Origin of the sequence: Pseudanabaena yagii GIHE-NHR1 (assembly GCF_012863495.1) — a bacterium.
Classification (GTDB): domain Bacteria; phylum Cyanobacteriota; class Cyanobacteriia; order Pseudanabaenales; family Pseudanabaenaceae; genus Pseudanabaena; species Pseudanabaena yagii.
This window is the reverse complement of the sequence record NZ_JAAVJL010000002.1, coordinates 275,365-290,503: the sequence shown is the minus strand read 5'-3', so window position 1 is coordinate 290,503 and position 15,139 is coordinate 275,365. Positions and strand designations below refer to the sequence as shown.

The following is a 15,139-nucleotide window of genomic DNA, read 5'->3' as shown; positions in this document are numbered from 1 at the left end:
TGAGAAAACAAAACATGCGAAATTCTAGTTTTAGAAACCCCTTCTAGCAAATGATTACAATGTGAAATAAAATTAATTTGTTAAGGACGACAAATAATGTGTTGCTCGACAACTCGACACTAATCCATCCAACCAATATTCCGATTGTTAATCCGCTGCAATTGCTCATTAGAACCCGTCGGACGATGGTAAGGATTGCGATCGCGATGGGGATATGGTTGCTCAACGGGTTGCTTACGAGGAGTTGCGCGATTATTTTGAGGATTTTGCGAAACTAGCTGCGAAGAATTAGGAGGCTCAATAACTGGTTGGCTAGATGCCTCTAAAGCTTTAATTTGTTCTGAAAGTTGAATATTTGCCTCAGCAAGACGTAAGTTATCGCGTTTTACTTCCACCAATTGTTGATCTAGTTCATTTTTGAGTTGCTCGATCGCTGCCAATGACTTCTGTAAAAGCTCCACATTAGTCTGATTAAATTTCAAATCTTTTTGTAAATCGGCGATCGTTTGCGATAGTTCCATTTCACTTTGTTGGGACTGTGCCAAGGCTAATTCTAAAGCTGATATTTTTGCCTTTGATCCATCATCTACATTCTGAGATTTTTCGGCATTTAGGGCTGGACGACTGACAACTTTACTAGCATTATCAGGGACAGTTTCTGCTTGTACTTCAATTACTGGTGAATCTGTTGCTTTCTGAGCTTCATCGCGCAATAAATCACCAATTCCGACTTTCTTTTTAGTTGACATATTATTTTAGTTATTTGGAAATTATGTAGTAATTAGAACTAAGAGCGTTTTGTAGTATTTCACGCCACAAACTTTGATTTATTTCAGGATATCGCGGCGCAATTCATCAACTACACGTCGATAATCTGCTTCGGCTTCTCTAGCATTTTTCCCCTTCCATTCTGTAACCAGTTTTCCCTCAAGAGCCGCTCGCTCATGGGCTTTATAAGCTCTCACAAAGGCATGAAAGACAGGTACTCCCACTTCTAATAAAGTGTTTTGCGCTTCTAGAGCCTCATTCAGACAGCGCGGATCAACGCGGGTAAGCAGAACTCGGTGTGGGACTTGGGCGGGTCGTACAGTACTTTTGACAGTTTCAATGAGGGCAGTTAAGTCCATCGGTGCGGGAGGAGTTGGCAAGACTAAGTAGTCAGCGATCGCTACAACCGTAGCTAGTGCCTGAGAATGTAATGCGGGTGGTGTATCTACCAATACTAGATCGTAACTGCTGAGTTTCGGTAATTTTTTTAAATGAGTTGGATCGACTTCCTTAGCGATATCAAAACCCATATTTTTATCACTACGTCCTACCCACCAAGATAAACTCCCCTGCACATCAGCATCCACAACTAATACTTTAGTGTCCTGTGCCAAAATTCCTGCTAAGGCGATCGCGGTTGTTGTTTTGCCAACGCCTCCTTTGCCATTAGTAACAACTACGATCTTGGGGGAATTTTTCGGGGAGTTTGCCATTTTACTTTAACTATAAATATTCTTTTATTCTTTTCTAAGAAGTGAAGTAGTCAGCGCTTTGCATCGCCTACCTTACTTCTTAGAACTTAAGGCTTAGGCATTTTGCGTACAGGCTTGGTGGCAAATAAAACAGCGATCACTAAACAGGCAAGCCCGACATTGATCGAAACATCAGCAATATTGAAAATTGCAAAGCGGATAATCCTGATATCAATAAAGTCCACTACATAACCCGCTACAAAGCGATCAATCCCATTACCTGCGGCTCCCGCTAAAATGAACCCATAGCCCGCTTGTTCCCATCGGTTCAAGTTTCTGGCAAATATGCCAAAGGCAACCAAACCCAAGCTCACTAGCATCGATACCCATTTGAGCCAATCGATTTGACCACTAAAGAGGCTAAATGCTGCTCCTGTATTGGTGGCATAGGTTAGATGAAACACACCATCGATCACAGGAAATGATCGCGCTCCTTTGAGATATTGCACAACTAGATATTTAGAGGCTTGATCGAGAACTAATCCCAAAATTGCCGCAAACCAGTAGAGAGAGTTCTCGATTTTGCCAGATGCCATAGATAAGTAATAGGAAGTAACTAAACAAGTTTCGTAGGGTTAGGCTTATTCGCAACGCGAATAAGCCTAACTAGTTAGCCAATATCAATCAGACCGAGCCATGCCAATAAACCTTTACCAGTGACAAACTCGATCACTACAGCAAGAATGAAACCAACCATCGCAGCACGACCATTTAAGCGCTCTGCATAGGTGTTAAATCCCATTTTGGGATCGGTTGCCTGTGGTACTTGAGTTGGTTCAGTCATGATCGCAGAAATCCTTTATTTCACATAAAACTTTATATAATTCTAACCCATAGCGTCGAGACGATGTCTCGCAATATTCATACATTCTGATGCTTTGATTGCGATCGCCCTGTCTCAAAATTTAGATTAAGTTTATTCTGAAACTTTAAGTTTTGTTTTCGGATTGTAACGACCGATTTCTTGTAAACTTAGCTAAATAAATATGTAAAAGAATAAAATTTTACTGAATTGCAGCTAGCAACATAATGGAGTGTAAACTGGCTTGGAAAACCATAAGGAAAAAATTCTAGTTGTAGACGACGAAGCAAGTATTCGTCGGATTCTGGAGACTCGTCTGTCAATGATCGGTTACGAGGTCGTTACTGCCGCAGATGGCGAAGAGGCGATCGAAGTTTTTCATAAAGAAAACCCTGACTTGGTGGTTCTTGATGTAATGATGCCAAAGCTCGACGGCTACGGGGTATGTCAAGAGCTACGCAAAGAATCTGATATTCCGATCATTATGTTGACAGCACTGGGCGATGTTGCCGACCGTATCACAGGGCTTGAATTAGGCGCAGATGATTACGTTGTTAAGCCATTTTCTCCTAAGGAGCTAGAAGCTCGGATTCGTTCAGTATTGCGCCGCTTTGATCGCAATGGCACATCAGGCATCCCCAGTTCTGGTGTGATTCATATTAATACGATCAGAATTGATACTAATAAGCGTCAAGTCTATAAGTCCGATGAGCGGATTCGCTTAACGGGTATGGAATTTAGTTTGTTAGAACTTTTAGTTGGGCGATCGGGTGAAGCTTTCTCAAGGGCGGAAATCTTGCAAGAGGTTTGGGGATATACACCTGAGCGTCATGTGGATACTCGCGTTGTCGATGTTCACATTTCCCGTCTAAGAGCAAAACTCGAAGAAGATCCCAGTAATCCTGAACTGATCTTGACAGCAAGGGGGACAGGTTATCTGTTCCAACGCATCATCGATGGCTCAGAAGCAAAACAAGCATAAAAAAATGACCTCCATCGCGAGGTCATTTTTTTGCGTTACCTTATGTCTTTAAATCTTGGCTTTTGGCTAAATTATAACTATGAGCGACCAACCCTACAGTTATCAAGACCAAAATTTGCAGGGACAATCCTTTGTGGGAATGGATCTAACAGGAGCAGATTTTAGTGGGGCAGATTTGCGTGGTTGTGATTTTACAAGGGCAACTTTGGTTGGGGCAAATTTTGAACGGGTAATTACTGGACAAACTCCACAACAAATTAATGACGCAATTCTGGCGATCATCTTAGGCGCGATCGCGATTCTCCTGACCACTGCCATAATCAGTTTCGTCGTAATTCAGATTGACAGTTTATTCTTCAGTTGGTTCGGAGAAATCTACAGAAAGATTAGTGGTGTTTTAGCAGGTATTTTTCTCTCTTTGTTATATTTCTTCCAAAATGACATTTTAGAACGCTTCCCTAAAACTTCGCGTTTTTTGGGTGATGCTAGTCTCGGCATTCTTTTCATAATTATGCTTTTGCTAACATTGTGGCTTGCGGTTATCAGTTTTGCTGGCAGTGGAGCGATACTTTTTCTAATCCCAATGGCTGTTTCTGCAATTGTGACCTTTAAGATATTTACTTGGCTATTGGAATCAATTAGTAATCGCTCTGGAACTTCTTTCAAAAAAGCAAACTTGACTGGGGCAAACTTCCGTCATGCGCTTATTTATCACACTGATTTCTCATTTGCTTTGTTAACAGGAATTTGTATCGAAGGATGGCTATTAGACTCACAGACGCTATTTACAAAATCTCAATGCCAATATGTATATTTGCAACCAGAACAAGAGCGCTATCCACATACTGGCAATTTTCAAGAGCGAGATTGGGAAAATTTTTTGCGCCAATTTATCACCCAAAATTATCATCTCAAAAGTAAAGATGATTGATGACGCAAATTAACTCACTTGTATTTTGTTTCCCCGCCAAAGGCGGGGAAACAAATCCGTAATTCACTAGGAAACGCTATCTTCGCAAAGAGAAATAATGATTTTTGGGCACTTCATTACCTAAAAACTAAAAGTTGTAAGAAGCACTGCATTTAGTTTTAAGGTTTTGACTACTTTACAAGTTATGATAGTAAATGGTCAAAATTCCAGTTTTTACTTTTTTCTCTAAAGTTTCGCCAATAACATCATGATGCGTAGCAACTATTGCGGTCACCTCAATGCCGAACATATCGGACAAACAGTTAGCTTGTGCGGTTGGATCGATCGCAGACGGGATCATGGTGGTGTGATCTTTTTAGATTTGCGCGATCGCACAGGAATCTTGCAAATCGTCAGCGATCCTCAACGTACTCCCGTCTCCTATGAACTTGCGGGTGAGTTACGCAATGAATATGTCGTCAGAATTGTTGGTAAAGTTTCTAAACGTCCTGAAGAGTCTCTCAACCCTAAACTTGCCACAGGTGAAGTAGAAATCTATGCCGAATCCATTGAGTTACTCAATGCTGTTAGCAAACCATTACCTTTCTTAATTTCTGAAGCAGACACAATTAAGGACGAATTACGCTTTAAATATCGCTATCTTGATATGCGGGGTGAGCGTCTATCTAGTAATCTCAAACTCCGCTTTGAGGTAGTGAAATCCATTCGCCGCTTCCTTGAAGATGAATATGGCTTTATGGAAGTAGAAACGCCTATTCTTTGCCGTTCCACTCCTGAAGGTGCAAGAGATTATCTAGTCCCCAGCCGTGTGAATGCAGGTCAATGGTATGCATTACCTCAATCGCCACAGTTATTCAAGCAACTATTGATGGTTGGTGGTTGCGATCGCTACTATCAAATTGCCCGATGTTTCCGTGATGAGGATCTTCGCGCCGATCGCCAACCTGAGTTCACCCAACTTGACATGGAAATGAGTTTCATGTCTCAAGAAGAAATCATCGAGCTAAACGAGAATCTAATTCGCTACATTTTTAAAACCGTTAAAGGCGTTGAACTTGGCTCTTTCCCTCGTCTTACCTATGCCGAGTCTATGGATCGCTATGGTTGCGATCGCCCTGATACTCGTTTCGAGATGGAATTGGTAAACGTCACCGATTTATTTGCCAACTCTGGATTTAAAGTATTTGCCAACACCGTTGCTAATGGTGGCATTATTAAAGTCCTGCCTGTGATTGGTGGTGATGAAGCGATTTCTAATACGCGCATCAAACCAGGTGGCGATTTATCGAATTTAGTAGCTCAGTATGGAGCCAAGGGCTTAGCCTTTATCCGTGTGCGTGAAGGTGGCGTAATTGATACGATCGGTGCTCTTAAGGATAGTCTCACCGAAGAAGTCAAGCAAGAACTTCTAGAACGCACAGGTGCAACCGCAGGTACGATCTTGCTATTTGGCGCTGGTGATAAAGCGATCGTCAATGAGTCCCTCAATCGTTTACGCTTAGCACTCGGTCATGAATTGGGATTAATCGACCATGATAAGCTCAATTTTGTCTGGATTACTGACTTCCCTATGTTTGAGTGGAATGCCGATGAGAAGCGTTTAGAAGCATTACACCATCCCTTCACATCCCCTCGTCCTGAAGATATTGCTGATGGTCAGCCCATTGATGTCAATACCATTGCGCTCGCCTATGACCTTGTACTTAATGGCACAGAAATTGGTGGCGGTAGTATTCGTATCCATAAGCGCGAAGTTCAAGAAAAGGTATTTTCTGCGATCGGGTTAACTGATGAGCAGGCAAAAGAGAAGTTTGGCTTCTTATTGGAAGCCTTTGAGTATGGCACGCCTCCTCACGGTGGTCTCGCTTTTGGGCTTGATCGCCTAGTGATGTTAATCTCTGGTGCAGATTCAATTCGTGATGTAATCGCTTTCCCGAAAACACAACAGGCTCGTGATTTACTCACCGATGCTCCATCTAGTGTTGATGACTCACAACTGAAGGAACTCCACGTTAAAGTGGCATTACCTCCAGCCAAAGCATAAAAAAGCGACTGCTTTTTATATAAAAGAATATGGCACAAGCTAGCTTGTGCCATATTCTTTTGGGCTGTTAAAATTTGCCAACTTAGCCCGAACTGACGTTACTTACTGGTGTTACGTGGAACTCAGGATATGAATTTCTTGCTACTAGCACAGCAGGGCAACCACGGGGGGATTGCTCCTACCTAAATAATTTGAATTTTTGTTAGGGGCTGTGCCCCCGTGCCAGCCCCAATCCTTCAACATCACAGGAATTCTTTCCACGTAACATCAGTTACTTATATCTTCACAATTTGGATTGTGAAGGTTAACATAGCTATAACTTTTGTGGCAATCTCATGACAGCAGTACCGACGGTTCGCACTCACCGATTGACTAAACAGTTTGACAATCACATTGCCGTAAACCATATCAATTTGCAGATTGATCGCGGCGAAGTCTACGGTCTTATTGGACCTAATGGTGCTGGCAAAACCACTTTAATTCGGATGCTTGCGGCGGCTGAGGAACCGACAGCAGGTGAAATTTATATTAATGGGGCGCGATTTTTACGTGGTCACAACAATCCTGAACTGAAGCGACAACTGGGCTATTTACCCGATGACTTTCCTCTGTATGACGATCTCACCGTATGGGACTACCTTGATTATTTTGCGCGTTTATACTTTTTACGAGACCCGCAGCGATCGCAAAGATTACATGAAGTGATCGAGTTAGTAGAATTACAACAAAAAAGGAATGAGGTGATCGCGACTTTATCGAGAGGCATGAAACAGAGGCTAAGCCTTGCTCGTAGCATCATCCATAACCCGACCCTCTTGTTATTAGATGAACCAGTATCAGGACTTGATCCCCTTGCCAGAGTACAGGTTCGCAATATTATTAAATCTTTGCAGCAGCAAGGAATGACAATTCTCATTTCATCCCATATTTTGAGCGATCTTGCCGAAATCTGCACATCAATTGGGATTATGGAATTAGGTCGATTAGTAGAAAGTTCTCGTCTACAAGAACTTTATGATCGCAGCAATCAAGATCAGCAACAGTTACTGATCTCAACTCTGGGTAGTCTTGAGGATTTACAAGCTTTCCTGAAGCGATCGCAATTAGTGCAAGAGGTAGAATTAATAGCAGGCGTTCCCAGTGTCCGAGTTCAATTTGTCGGTAGTATTGAGGAATGTGCAGCATTGCTAAAGTCTCTAATTGATGCAGGTATTCCAATTTCCAATTTCCATCGCACTCAAGAAACCTTAGAAAATATTTTCTTGAAACTTGGATATAAACAAACTAGTTAACGTGAGTTCGGAAGAATTTGAGAGAGGGTTTGCTATGCAAACCCTCTCTCAAATCAACATCTTAACTTTTTGTTGTTTTCGCTGCGAAACCCTTCAAACATGACTAATATAATTAGAATCTATTCAAATCTAGAGAATATATATATATAGCAGTCCTAGATCATTTATGAGAAAAATAGGACTTCGACTTCGCTCAGCCATCGGTATGCGATGGCTGAGCGAAGTCGAAGCCTCTCACAACTCATTTTATGTAGCTAGAGTCATTATTTTGAAAATAGATTGGGATTTATAAATGTTTTCATTGCCGATTTACTTAGCCATGCATATTCCCGATGGCTATCTCAGCTTGCCAGTGAGCTTAGTTACGGGAGTCATCGCGATCGCTTTAATTGCCCTTTCACTTAATCGAGTGCAGTCGGAATATAAGGAGCGTACAGTGCCCTTGATGGGAGTCAGTGCTGCTTTCATCTTTGCGGCACAGATGGTTAATTTCCCGATCATTGGTGGTACATCTGGACATTTACTCGGTGGTACTCTTGCGGGAATTTTGCTAGGTCCTTGGGCTGGCTCACTTGTTATGTCCGTAGTATTTATCGTCCAGTCTGTGATGTTTCAAGATGGAGGACTAACAGCCTTAGGTGCAAATATTACAATCATGGGATTAATTGGAACCTTTGGTGGTTATTATCTCTATCAATTTTTGAGAGCTCTCATCGGTAGAAATACTTGGTTAGGGATGAGTATCGGAACAGCGATCGCTTCATGGACAAGCGTTGTTGTTGCAGCAGGTCTATGTGCTCTTATGCTATCTCTATCGGATACAGTTCCCTTGGTAGTGGGGCTGACAGCAATGCTCTCATGGCACTTCATGATTGGTATTGGTGAGGCTTTTATTACGCTTACAGTTGTCAGCTTTATCTGGAACACACGTCCTGAGCTAATTTACAATACTTCAAGTCAAAATTCGGCACAGATTACTATCAATCAAGATGATGAATAGATGATAAATAAAAATCTTATTTTCGTATTTATCGGATTAGCTTTAGCTCTAAGCATGGCAGGTTTTCTGTCACCTTTTGCGAGCAAGGAGCCTGATGGACTAGATCGTGTTTCTAAGGATTTAAAGTTTGCAGAAAAAGCAACATCTGAATCACCAACTAAGCGACTTCCATTCTCCCAAATTTTCGATGAATACTCGGTCAAGGCAATTCCTAAGGAAAATGAAAAGTTGTCAACGGCTATAGCAGGTGTCACAGGTACATTAGTGGTATTTGGTCTAGCTTGGGGAATTGGTAAACTCACAGTGCGAAATTCCGCTCCTAAAGAATAATTGCTGAGAGGAAATACCAAGCGACAATCTAAATATTTGCATTATGCTCTTACATATTCCCCTGCTCGAAACTCACGGCCACCTATCTCCACACCATCGCGATCGCTTCAATTTTTGGGCTAGTTTAGCGGTTCATACGCACTTACTTTGTATCTTTCTCTTGGTTTTTGCGATCGCTTTAACTCCCATTGGTCGATGGTGGACTTGGGCAATCTATGGCATAGCAACTTTGCCAATTCTCTATTGGAGCAAAGTAGATTTAAGAATTCTCATCAAACGCATGGCGATCGAGTTCGCATTTATTAGCGTTATTCTCGTTGGAACTTTGTTTCGCGGTGGTGGGCAAATACTCTGGCAATGGCGCTGGCTACAAATTACCACCAATGGACTGACTGTTTTAGGAAGTGTTGGCATAAAAGCATTTTTATCTTTATTGCTGTTAAATATCCTTACTCTCAGCACTTCTGTACCACTTCTATTACAGGCTCTAGTTACGCTGAAAATGCCTCCACTCTTAATTAGTATCCTTGCATCGATGTATCGCTATATTGGCGTACTGACCAATGAGTTTAAAGCCATGCACCGCGCCGCAACTGCACGTAACTTTGCACCCCAAAATCTTTATAATTACCAGCGTGGTGATCGCGCATGGCAGAGACAGGTATTAGGCAATATGCTGGGTGTGTTATTCATCCGCACCTATGATCGTGGCGATCGCATCTATCAGGCGATGCTAGCCCGAGGCTATCAAGGTATTCCCGTCGTAACAGAATCCACATCGGGCGGATGGCGCGATCGCCTTGCTATTGGTTGCATTATTATCGTAATTTTAAGCGGTCAAGTTTTTATTCATTGAAGACTTTGCGGCGCAATACCTTCAAGACTTACCTATGCACCATAACCCAATCTCTATTGAAAACCTCAGTTATGTCTATCCTGATGGTATTCAGGCTTTGAAAGGGATTAATATCCAAATCGCGGCAACGGAACGAGTGGCGATCGTGGGCGCAAATGGATCAGGTAAATCCACATTATTACTTCATCTCAACGGCATCTTGATGCCACAACAGGGTGAAATTGTGATCGGCGAAATGCTGATTGCACCCAAGAATTTGTTAGCAATTCGCAACTTTGTCGGTCTTGTGTTTCAGAATCCTGACGATCAGCTATTTATGCCTACGGTTTGGGAAGATGTTGCTTTTGGTCCCATGAATCAGGGAATCAAAGGGGATGCTCTCAAAATTCGGGTGTCTGAGGCATTAGTAGCCGTAGGTCTAGATGTGACTAAATATGCTGAGCGACAATCCCATAACCTGTCAGGGGGCGAAAAGAAGCGAGTGGCGATCGCAGGGGTATTAGCAATGCAACCACAGGTTTTAGTATGTGATGAACCATCCGCTCAACTGGATCCGCGATCGCGTCGTCAATTAATTCAGCTTTTGCGAACTTTGCCCGAAACCCAGTTAATCGCGACCCATGATTTGGACTTAGTCCTAGAGTTATGCGATCGCACGATAGTTTTGAGTGAAGGAAAAATTGTCTATGACGGGGATACAAAACAGGTATTAAGCGATCGCCAATTTTTGCTAGCCCATGCACTGGAGATGCCCCTCAGTCTTGCTTAAAGCTAACGTGGGCTGAGCGTAGTCGAAGCCCACGTTAGCTTAGTGGGGTGTTTACCATTAAGAACTGAATAGATGACTGGCGATCGCATCGGCTAAGCCTTCAGAGCCACCTTTGCTACCTACACGCTCTAATCCATTTTGTCGGCAACGTTCTAAATAATCGCGATCGCCTAAAGTCCTTTTGACACACTTTGCCGCATCTCGCAAAATTTCAGGTGTAGCGGATTTTTTGCCAATGGTTTGGACTGATAGACCCAGTAACCTTTCCTGTGCTTCGGCAAATCGATAGGAAAATTGGGGGCCATTTCCCATAATTTGGACGACAGGTTTTCCTAATCCCACAGCCTGCTCAACGGCAGTCCCTGCCATGCCGATCGCGAGATCACATTGCTGCAAAATATCAGGAAAGGCCTCGCTAAAACAAATGACGCTAATATCAGAATCTCTTTGATAGAGCTTACCATCGGTATATTCCCAACCTGCCTTGGTGGCAAGCTCAGGCAACTGCGGCATCAGGCTTGGTACAAGAGCCGCACGAAACTGAACGAGATTAGGAGCAAATTCTTGGGAGATTGCTATACACAGGCGCAATTGTAATGCCAAGTTTTCCGCAGCTTCAGGCAAACGACTTCCCGACAATAAAGCGATCATTGGCACATTGGGGATTAAGTGCAGATGCTTTCCCGTTGGCTCCAAAACATCCATGATCGGATAGCCTGCAAAACTAGCATTTTGATATCCCCCTTGTTGCAGCAGTTTCGCACTATAGGCATCACGGGTCAAAATCTGCCGACAACGAGGCGATCGCATAATCAGTGCTAGTTCCCAACGCGGAATAAAGTAATTTTCATAAAAACCTGATGAGGATACTAAAAATATTGCATAGGGTAATCCCGTTATGTAAGCAAAAATTGCGGGAAGAACATCGCCAGTCGCAAATACAAAATCACAGGTTTGACCACATGACTTTGCGGCTTTAATTTGTTGCCAAGTTAAGCTAATCAACCCCGACTGAAAATCTGCAATTTGCTTACGCAAGCTCATATAGCCAAATCCCCCGGATGGCAAAGCTTTAGTCGGTGTCGCGATTTCTACCCCAGCACGACGATAGGCATTTCCTTCTCCTACCAGTGGTAAAGCGATCGTTTCTACATTCGCGTACTTGCGACGTAAAGCCTTTAAAACTTCACAAGCATTTAAATCCTCTCCATGACCATTGCTAATAAACAGAACTCGTTTTGGTTTCATTAAACAACCACATCTACACCTAAAACCTATGGTAGTCCAAAGCTAGGCGGCAAAAAGCTTCGCCTAGCTTTAATAGGACATTACTAAACTTTATGATTAATCGGTCATTTGACGCGACAACTGGACAGAATTACCCTAAAATACGGTAAATGCATGATAATGCCGTAGATTTATGACCTGCTTGAAAAACTCAGAAACTTCTAATTCGACCAGCCAAGCGATCGCTTCAGCCCCAGAAGCAGCACAAACCCTTACTTCAACTAGTCAGAAGCAAAATATCCTACAGAAAATTAAGGGTGGCTTTTTGCTGACAGTTGGTTATTTGCTGTCACCACTTTGCTGGTGGAATGACTTGATTATTAATCTGCCGATTGCCTACGGATTTGGTTATGTAGTTAGTCTTTGGCGTTCTGAATGGTTCTTCCAAGCGGCGATCGTGGGCTATTGGTTATCAAATCTCATCGGGATTGTCCTCATGCAGATGGGAGCAACGGATATCCTCCAAAAAAGTACGGCGAAGAAGCGTAGTTTAAAGCAAGAGTTATGGACGGGGGTAATGACTTCGACCGCTTACACCTTTGTTATTGTGGCGTTAGTTTATTTTCACATTATCGATCTCAGCGCGATTTTACCGATTAATGAACAATTCAGCTTGGCGTTCCTCAATCCCCAAAGCTAAATCTTTCAATTTTTAGATGTTAAAAATATTAAAAAAATTTTTTATAAAAAACTTATATATGAATTACTTTTTACTCACAGGATTTAGTTTTATTGTTGGCACGGTCGTTGGATTGACGGGAATAGGTGGTGCTTCCTTAATCACACCAATGCTGATCTTTGTGTTCAACGTCCCCACAGCGATCGCTGTTGGCTCGGATATTGTCGCCGCCACAATGATGAAAGCGATCGCCAGTATTAGCCATTGGCGACAGGAAACCCTCGATTTTCAAGTAGTGAAATGGTTAGCCTTTGGCAGTGTCCCCGGAGCATTATTGGGAGTTGTCATTCTCCATATCATGCAATCTCACGGATGGAGTTTAGACTCATTTCTATTACCTTCCATCGGCACAATGATTTTATTAGTGACGATCGCGGGTTTAGGCCAATTATCTCTCGCCACTTTTGCCCCAAATGTATCTCTTCTGTCCTTTCCCACCTTTGATCTAAATACAACTAACGGCAAGATCAAAGCAGTCCTAACAGGATTTATACTTGGTTGCATGGTTGGGCTAACCAGTGTTTCCTCTGGATCACTCTTTGCTTTGGTACTGATGACTTTCTTTAGATTAGATTCTCGCAAATTAGTTGGCACTGATATTACTCAAGCCGCCATTTTGCTAGGTTTTACCTCATTGGGACATCTCAGCCTTGGTACGGTAGATTGGCATATCGTGATTCCTATTTGGATTGGTTCTGTGCCTGGAGTGCTTCTAGGGTCTAAACTCTGCAAGTTAGCACCTCAAAGAGCTTTGCGTTATCTCATTTTCGTAATTTTACTAACAGTTAGCTGGAAGTTAATCCACTCTGCATAAAATCAAAAAAGACAAAAAAGACTCGCAACGCGAGTCTTTTTGGATCAACACCCAGAAAAGACTCGCATTGCGAATCTTTTCTTTATCTATTATTTATTCGCTACAACTGAACTAGCTTTAGCTTCTGAAAGTGTAGGAAAAGAAGATGGCTGAGCTAAGATGGGAGACTTTTTCAGCGATGATATATCAGCATGGGCTTGACGCATTTGCGAGTTAATCATCACCGTGGTCGTATCGTAAATATTGGTTGCCATCTTGGGATAAGCACCGATCGCAATAATTGGTACTAAGAAGCAAACCGCAATAAATACTTCACGAGGTCTGGCATCACTAAAGTCAGATTCACTAGGTAAGGCACAACTTGTACCGAAACAAACCACTTCTTGGTTGCCTTGTGATCTAAGACTAATGTCTGAGATATCACAGGAAGGATTGATATCACATGTAGGATTACCCTCACAGGCGTAGAAAATCTGACGCAACATGGAGAGCAAATAAATCGGAGTGAGAATTACGCCCACTGCGGCAAGGAATACCGTGACTGTGCGGAATGTAGAGCTATAGACATCGCTGGAGGTCATGCCCACAAATACAGCAATTTCACTAGCAAAACCACTCATTCCAGGCAGAGCCAAAGATGCCAATGCGCCAACCGTAAAGAGAGCGAATACCTTAGGCATGACCTTACCGATGTAACCCATCTCGTTCAATAACATTGTGTGGGTGCGATCGTAGGTAACACCAGCAAGGAAGAACAAGACCGAGGCAATCAGTCCATGGGAAAGCATTTGCAACATTGCTCCACTGATTCCCAAGTCAGTGAAAGATGCAATGCCAATCAGGACAAAGCCCATGTGCGAAACTGAGGAGAACGCAAGGCGGCGCTTCATATTGGTTTGAGCGAAGGAATTCACTGCCCCGTAAACAATATTGACTACGCCTAACATCGCTAATACGGGCGCGAAGTAAACATGAGCATGTTCAAGTAATCCCATATTTAGACGAATCAGACCATATCCACCCATTTTTAGCAGGACACCAGCCAAAATCATTGACACAGGTGAAGATGCTTCGCCATGAGCGTCGGGCAACCAAGTATGGAGAGGGAAAATTGCGAGTTTCACACCAAAAGCAATTAACAAACCTGCATAGAGGGGAAGCTCTAGGAACAGAGGAAATTCTTTGAGTGATAGCTCTGCCATATCAAAGGTGAGGTTATTGCCATAGAGAGCCATTGCTAAACCTGCCACCAAGATAAAAATGGAAGCGGCGGCGGTGTAAAGCAAAAACTTTGTGGCTGCATACTGGCGCTTTTGACCGCCCCAGATGGAAACGAGCAAATACACAGGAATTAGTTCTACTTCCCACATGATGAAAAACATCAGGAGATCTTGGGCAACAAATACGCCGATCTGTGCAGAATACAGCACCAACATGAGGAAGTAGAACAAGCGGGGTTTGATATTAACTTGCCACGCAGCAAAGATTGATAGCGTAGTAACAAGTCCTGCAAGTAGTACTAAGGGTGCAGAGATGCCATCGACCGAGACCGCCCAACTGAGACCTAACTGGGGTATCCATGTGTACTTTTCCGCGAGCTGGAAGGTTGCACTGCTCGGATCATAGTTTTTCCAGAAGGCATAGCACATCAAAATAAAGTCAGCGATGCCTACACCTAATGCATACCAACGCACAGTTTTGCCTTCTTTGTCTGGCAATATGGGGATTAGTAAGGAAGCTATGAGGGGGAGCAGGACAATCGCGGTAAGCCAAGGAAATTGGTCTAATGTCATGTCAATGAGAATAAATACTTACCAAGGGAATGTTAAGTAT

The 15,139-nt window shown here is 42.8% G+C and carries 16 protein-coding genes; 10 read left to right on the top strand and 6 right to left on the bottom strand.

The features are described 5' to 3' along the window. Window positions 1–119: 119 nt before the first annotated feature. The 4 genes from HC246_RS18245 to HC246_RS18230 all read right to left on the bottom strand — a co-directional run bounded on the left by HC246_RS18245 (window position 120) and on the right by HC246_RS18230 (window position 2,304). Window positions 120–749 carry a hypothetical protein gene (locus tag HC246_RS18245; protein ID WP_169364876.1) on the bottom strand — a complete coding sequence of 210 codons (630 nt, stop codon included), beginning with the start codon at window positions 747–749 and terminating at the stop codon, window positions 120–122. A 78-nt stretch (window positions 750–827) separates the two neighbouring features. After that, window positions 828–1,481, bottom strand: a complete 654-nt coding sequence (locus HC246_RS18240; protein WP_169364875.1) for a ParA family protein — start codon at window positions 1,479–1,481, stop codon at window positions 828–830. Window positions 1,482–1,567: 86 nt separating this feature from the next. Beyond that, the gene (gene lspA / locus HC246_RS18235) at window positions 1,568–2,056 is read right to left on the bottom strand and encodes a signal peptidase II (RefSeq protein ID WP_169364874.1); all 489 of its coding nucleotides are present in this window, start codon (window positions 2,054–2,056) and stop codon (window positions 1,568–1,570) included. Window positions 2,057–2,130: 74 nt separating this feature from the next. Then, window positions 2,131–2,304, bottom strand: coding sequence for a hypothetical protein (locus HC246_RS18230; RefSeq protein ID WP_169364873.1), 174 nt, complete (start codon window positions 2,302–2,304; stop codon window positions 2,131–2,133). Window positions 2,305–2,566: 262 nt separating this feature from the next. Here HC246_RS18230 and rpaB point away from each other — a divergent pair, with 262 nt between their 5' ends. The 8 genes from rpaB to HC246_RS18190 all read left to right on the top strand — a co-directional run bounded on the left by rpaB (window position 2,567) and on the right by HC246_RS18190 (window position 10,526). Then, window positions 2,567–3,304: a response regulator transcription factor RpaB gene (rpaB, locus tag HC246_RS18225; protein WP_126387218.1), complete on the top strand. Its 738-nt coding sequence runs from the start codon at window positions 2,567–2,569 to the stop codon at window positions 3,302–3,304. A gap of 79 nt (window positions 3,305–3,383) precedes the next feature. Beyond that, the gene (locus tag HC246_RS18220; RefSeq protein ID WP_169364872.1) at window positions 3,384–4,235 is read left to right on the top strand and encodes a pentapeptide repeat-containing protein; all 852 of its coding nucleotides are present in this window, start codon (window positions 3,384–3,386) and stop codon (window positions 4,233–4,235) included. Window positions 4,236–4,485: 250 nt separating this feature from the next. Beyond that, a complete protein-coding gene (gene aspS / locus HC246_RS18215; RefSeq protein WP_169365227.1) occupies window positions 4,486–6,279 on the top strand; it encodes an aspartate--tRNA ligase in 1,794 nt (597 codons plus the stop codon). Window positions 6,280–6,614: 335 nt separating this feature from the next. Continuing rightward, window positions 6,615–7,571 carry an ABC transporter ATP-binding protein gene (locus HC246_RS18210; RefSeq protein ID WP_169364871.1) on the top strand — a complete coding sequence of 319 codons (957 nt, stop codon included), beginning with the start codon at window positions 6,615–6,617 and terminating at the stop codon, window positions 7,569–7,571. 292 nt (window positions 7,572–7,863) lie between these two features. Further along, window positions 7,864–8,571 carry an energy-coupling factor ABC transporter permease gene (locus tag HC246_RS18205; protein WP_169364870.1) on the top strand — a complete coding sequence of 236 codons (708 nt, stop codon included), beginning with the start codon at window positions 7,864–7,866 and terminating at the stop codon, window positions 8,569–8,571. Then, the gene (locus HC246_RS18200; RefSeq protein WP_169364869.1) at window positions 8,572–8,901 is read left to right on the top strand and encodes a PDGLE domain-containing protein; all 330 of its coding nucleotides are present in this window, start codon (window positions 8,572–8,574) and stop codon (window positions 8,899–8,901) included. Window positions 8,902–8,944: 43 nt separating this feature from the next. Beyond that, complete coding sequence (cbiQ, locus tag HC246_RS18195) at window positions 8,945–9,757, top strand: cobalt ECF transporter T component CbiQ (RefSeq protein WP_169364868.1); 813 nt, start codon at window positions 8,945–8,947, stop codon at window positions 9,755–9,757. A 34-nt stretch (window positions 9,758–9,791) separates the two neighbouring features. Then, entirely contained in the window at window positions 9,792–10,526 is a 735-nt protein-coding gene (locus HC246_RS18190) for an energy-coupling factor ABC transporter ATP-binding protein (RefSeq protein WP_169364867.1), read from the top strand. 57 nt (window positions 10,527–10,583) lie between these two features. On the opposite strand, the gene HC246_RS18185 is transcribed toward HC246_RS18190, so the two are convergent. After that, complete coding sequence (locus HC246_RS18185) at window positions 10,584–11,774, bottom strand: lipid-A-disaccharide synthase-related protein (RefSeq protein WP_169364866.1); 1,191 nt, start codon at window positions 11,772–11,774, stop codon at window positions 10,584–10,586. Window positions 11,775–11,946: 172 nt separating this feature from the next. On the opposite strand from HC246_RS18185, the gene HC246_RS18180 reads away from it, so the two are divergent. Both HC246_RS18180 and HC246_RS18175 read left to right on the top strand, forming a co-directional pair. After that, on the top strand, window positions 11,947–12,453 hold the full coding sequence (locus tag HC246_RS18180; protein ID WP_225903046.1) for a hypothetical protein: 507 nt from the start codon (window positions 11,947–11,949) through the stop codon (window positions 12,451–12,453). 58 nt (window positions 12,454–12,511) lie between these two features. Continuing rightward, window positions 12,512–13,306: a sulfite exporter TauE/SafE family protein gene (locus HC246_RS18175; protein ID WP_169364865.1), complete on the top strand. Its 795-nt coding sequence runs from the start codon at window positions 12,512–12,514 to the stop codon at window positions 13,304–13,306. An 89-nt stretch (window positions 13,307–13,395) separates the two neighbouring features. Here HC246_RS18175 and HC246_RS18170 read toward each other — a convergent pair whose 3' ends face one another. After that, the gene (locus HC246_RS18170) at window positions 13,396–15,099 is read right to left on the bottom strand and encodes an NAD(P)H-quinone oxidoreductase subunit 4 (RefSeq protein ID WP_169364864.1); all 1,704 of its coding nucleotides are present in this window, start codon (window positions 15,097–15,099) and stop codon (window positions 13,396–13,398) included. Window positions 15,100–15,139: the final 40 nt, after the last annotated feature.

Coding starts and splice junctions, on each gene's coding strand:
- HC246_RS18245 (WP_169364876.1), bottom strand. CDS start 749: ATGTCAACTAAAAAGAAAGTCGGAATTGGTGATTTATTGCGCGATGAA.
- HC246_RS18220 (WP_169364872.1), top strand. CDS start 3,384: ATGAGCGACCAACCCTACAGTTATCAAGACCAAAATTTGCAGGGACAA.
- HC246_RS18230 (WP_169364873.1), bottom strand. CDS start 2,304: ATGACTGAACCAACTCAAGTACCACAGGCAACCGATCCCAAAATGGGA.
- HC246_RS18200 (WP_169364869.1), top strand. CDS start 8,572: ATGATAAATAAAAATCTTATTTTCGTATTTATCGGATTAGCTTTAGCT.
- HC246_RS18185 (WP_169364866.1), bottom strand. CDS start 11,774: ATGAAACCAAAACGAGTTCTGTTTATTAGCAATGGTCATGGAGAGGAT.
- HC246_RS18180 (WP_225903046.1), top strand. CDS start 11,947: ATGACCTGCTTGAAAAACTCAGAAACTTCTAATTCGACCAGCCAAGCG.
- cbiQ (WP_169364868.1), top strand. CDS start 8,945: ATGCTCTTACATATTCCCCTGCTCGAAACTCACGGCCACCTATCTCCA.
- HC246_RS18170 (WP_169364864.1), bottom strand. CDS start 15,099: ATGACATTAGACCAATTTCCTTGGCTTACCGCGATTGTCCTGCTCCCC.
- HC246_RS18175 (WP_169364865.1), top strand. CDS start 12,512: ATGAATTACTTTTTACTCACAGGATTTAGTTTTATTGTTGGCACGGTC.
- aspS (WP_169365227.1), top strand. CDS start 4,486: ATGCGTAGCAACTATTGCGGTCACCTCAATGCCGAACATATCGGACAA.
- HC246_RS18210 (WP_169364871.1), top strand. CDS start 6,615: ATGACAGCAGTACCGACGGTTCGCACTCACCGATTGACTAAACAGTTT.
- HC246_RS18240 (WP_169364875.1), bottom strand. CDS start 1,481: ATGGCAAACTCCCCGAAAAATTCCCCCAAGATCGTAGTTGTTACTAAT.
- HC246_RS18190 (WP_169364867.1), top strand. CDS start 9,792: ATGCACCATAACCCAATCTCTATTGAAAACCTCAGTTATGTCTATCCT.
- HC246_RS18205 (WP_169364870.1), top strand. CDS start 7,864: ATGTTTTCATTGCCGATTTACTTAGCCATGCATATTCCCGATGGCTAT.
- lspA (WP_169364874.1), bottom strand. CDS start 2,056: ATGGCATCTGGCAAAATCGAGAACTCTCTCTACTGGTTTGCGGCAATT.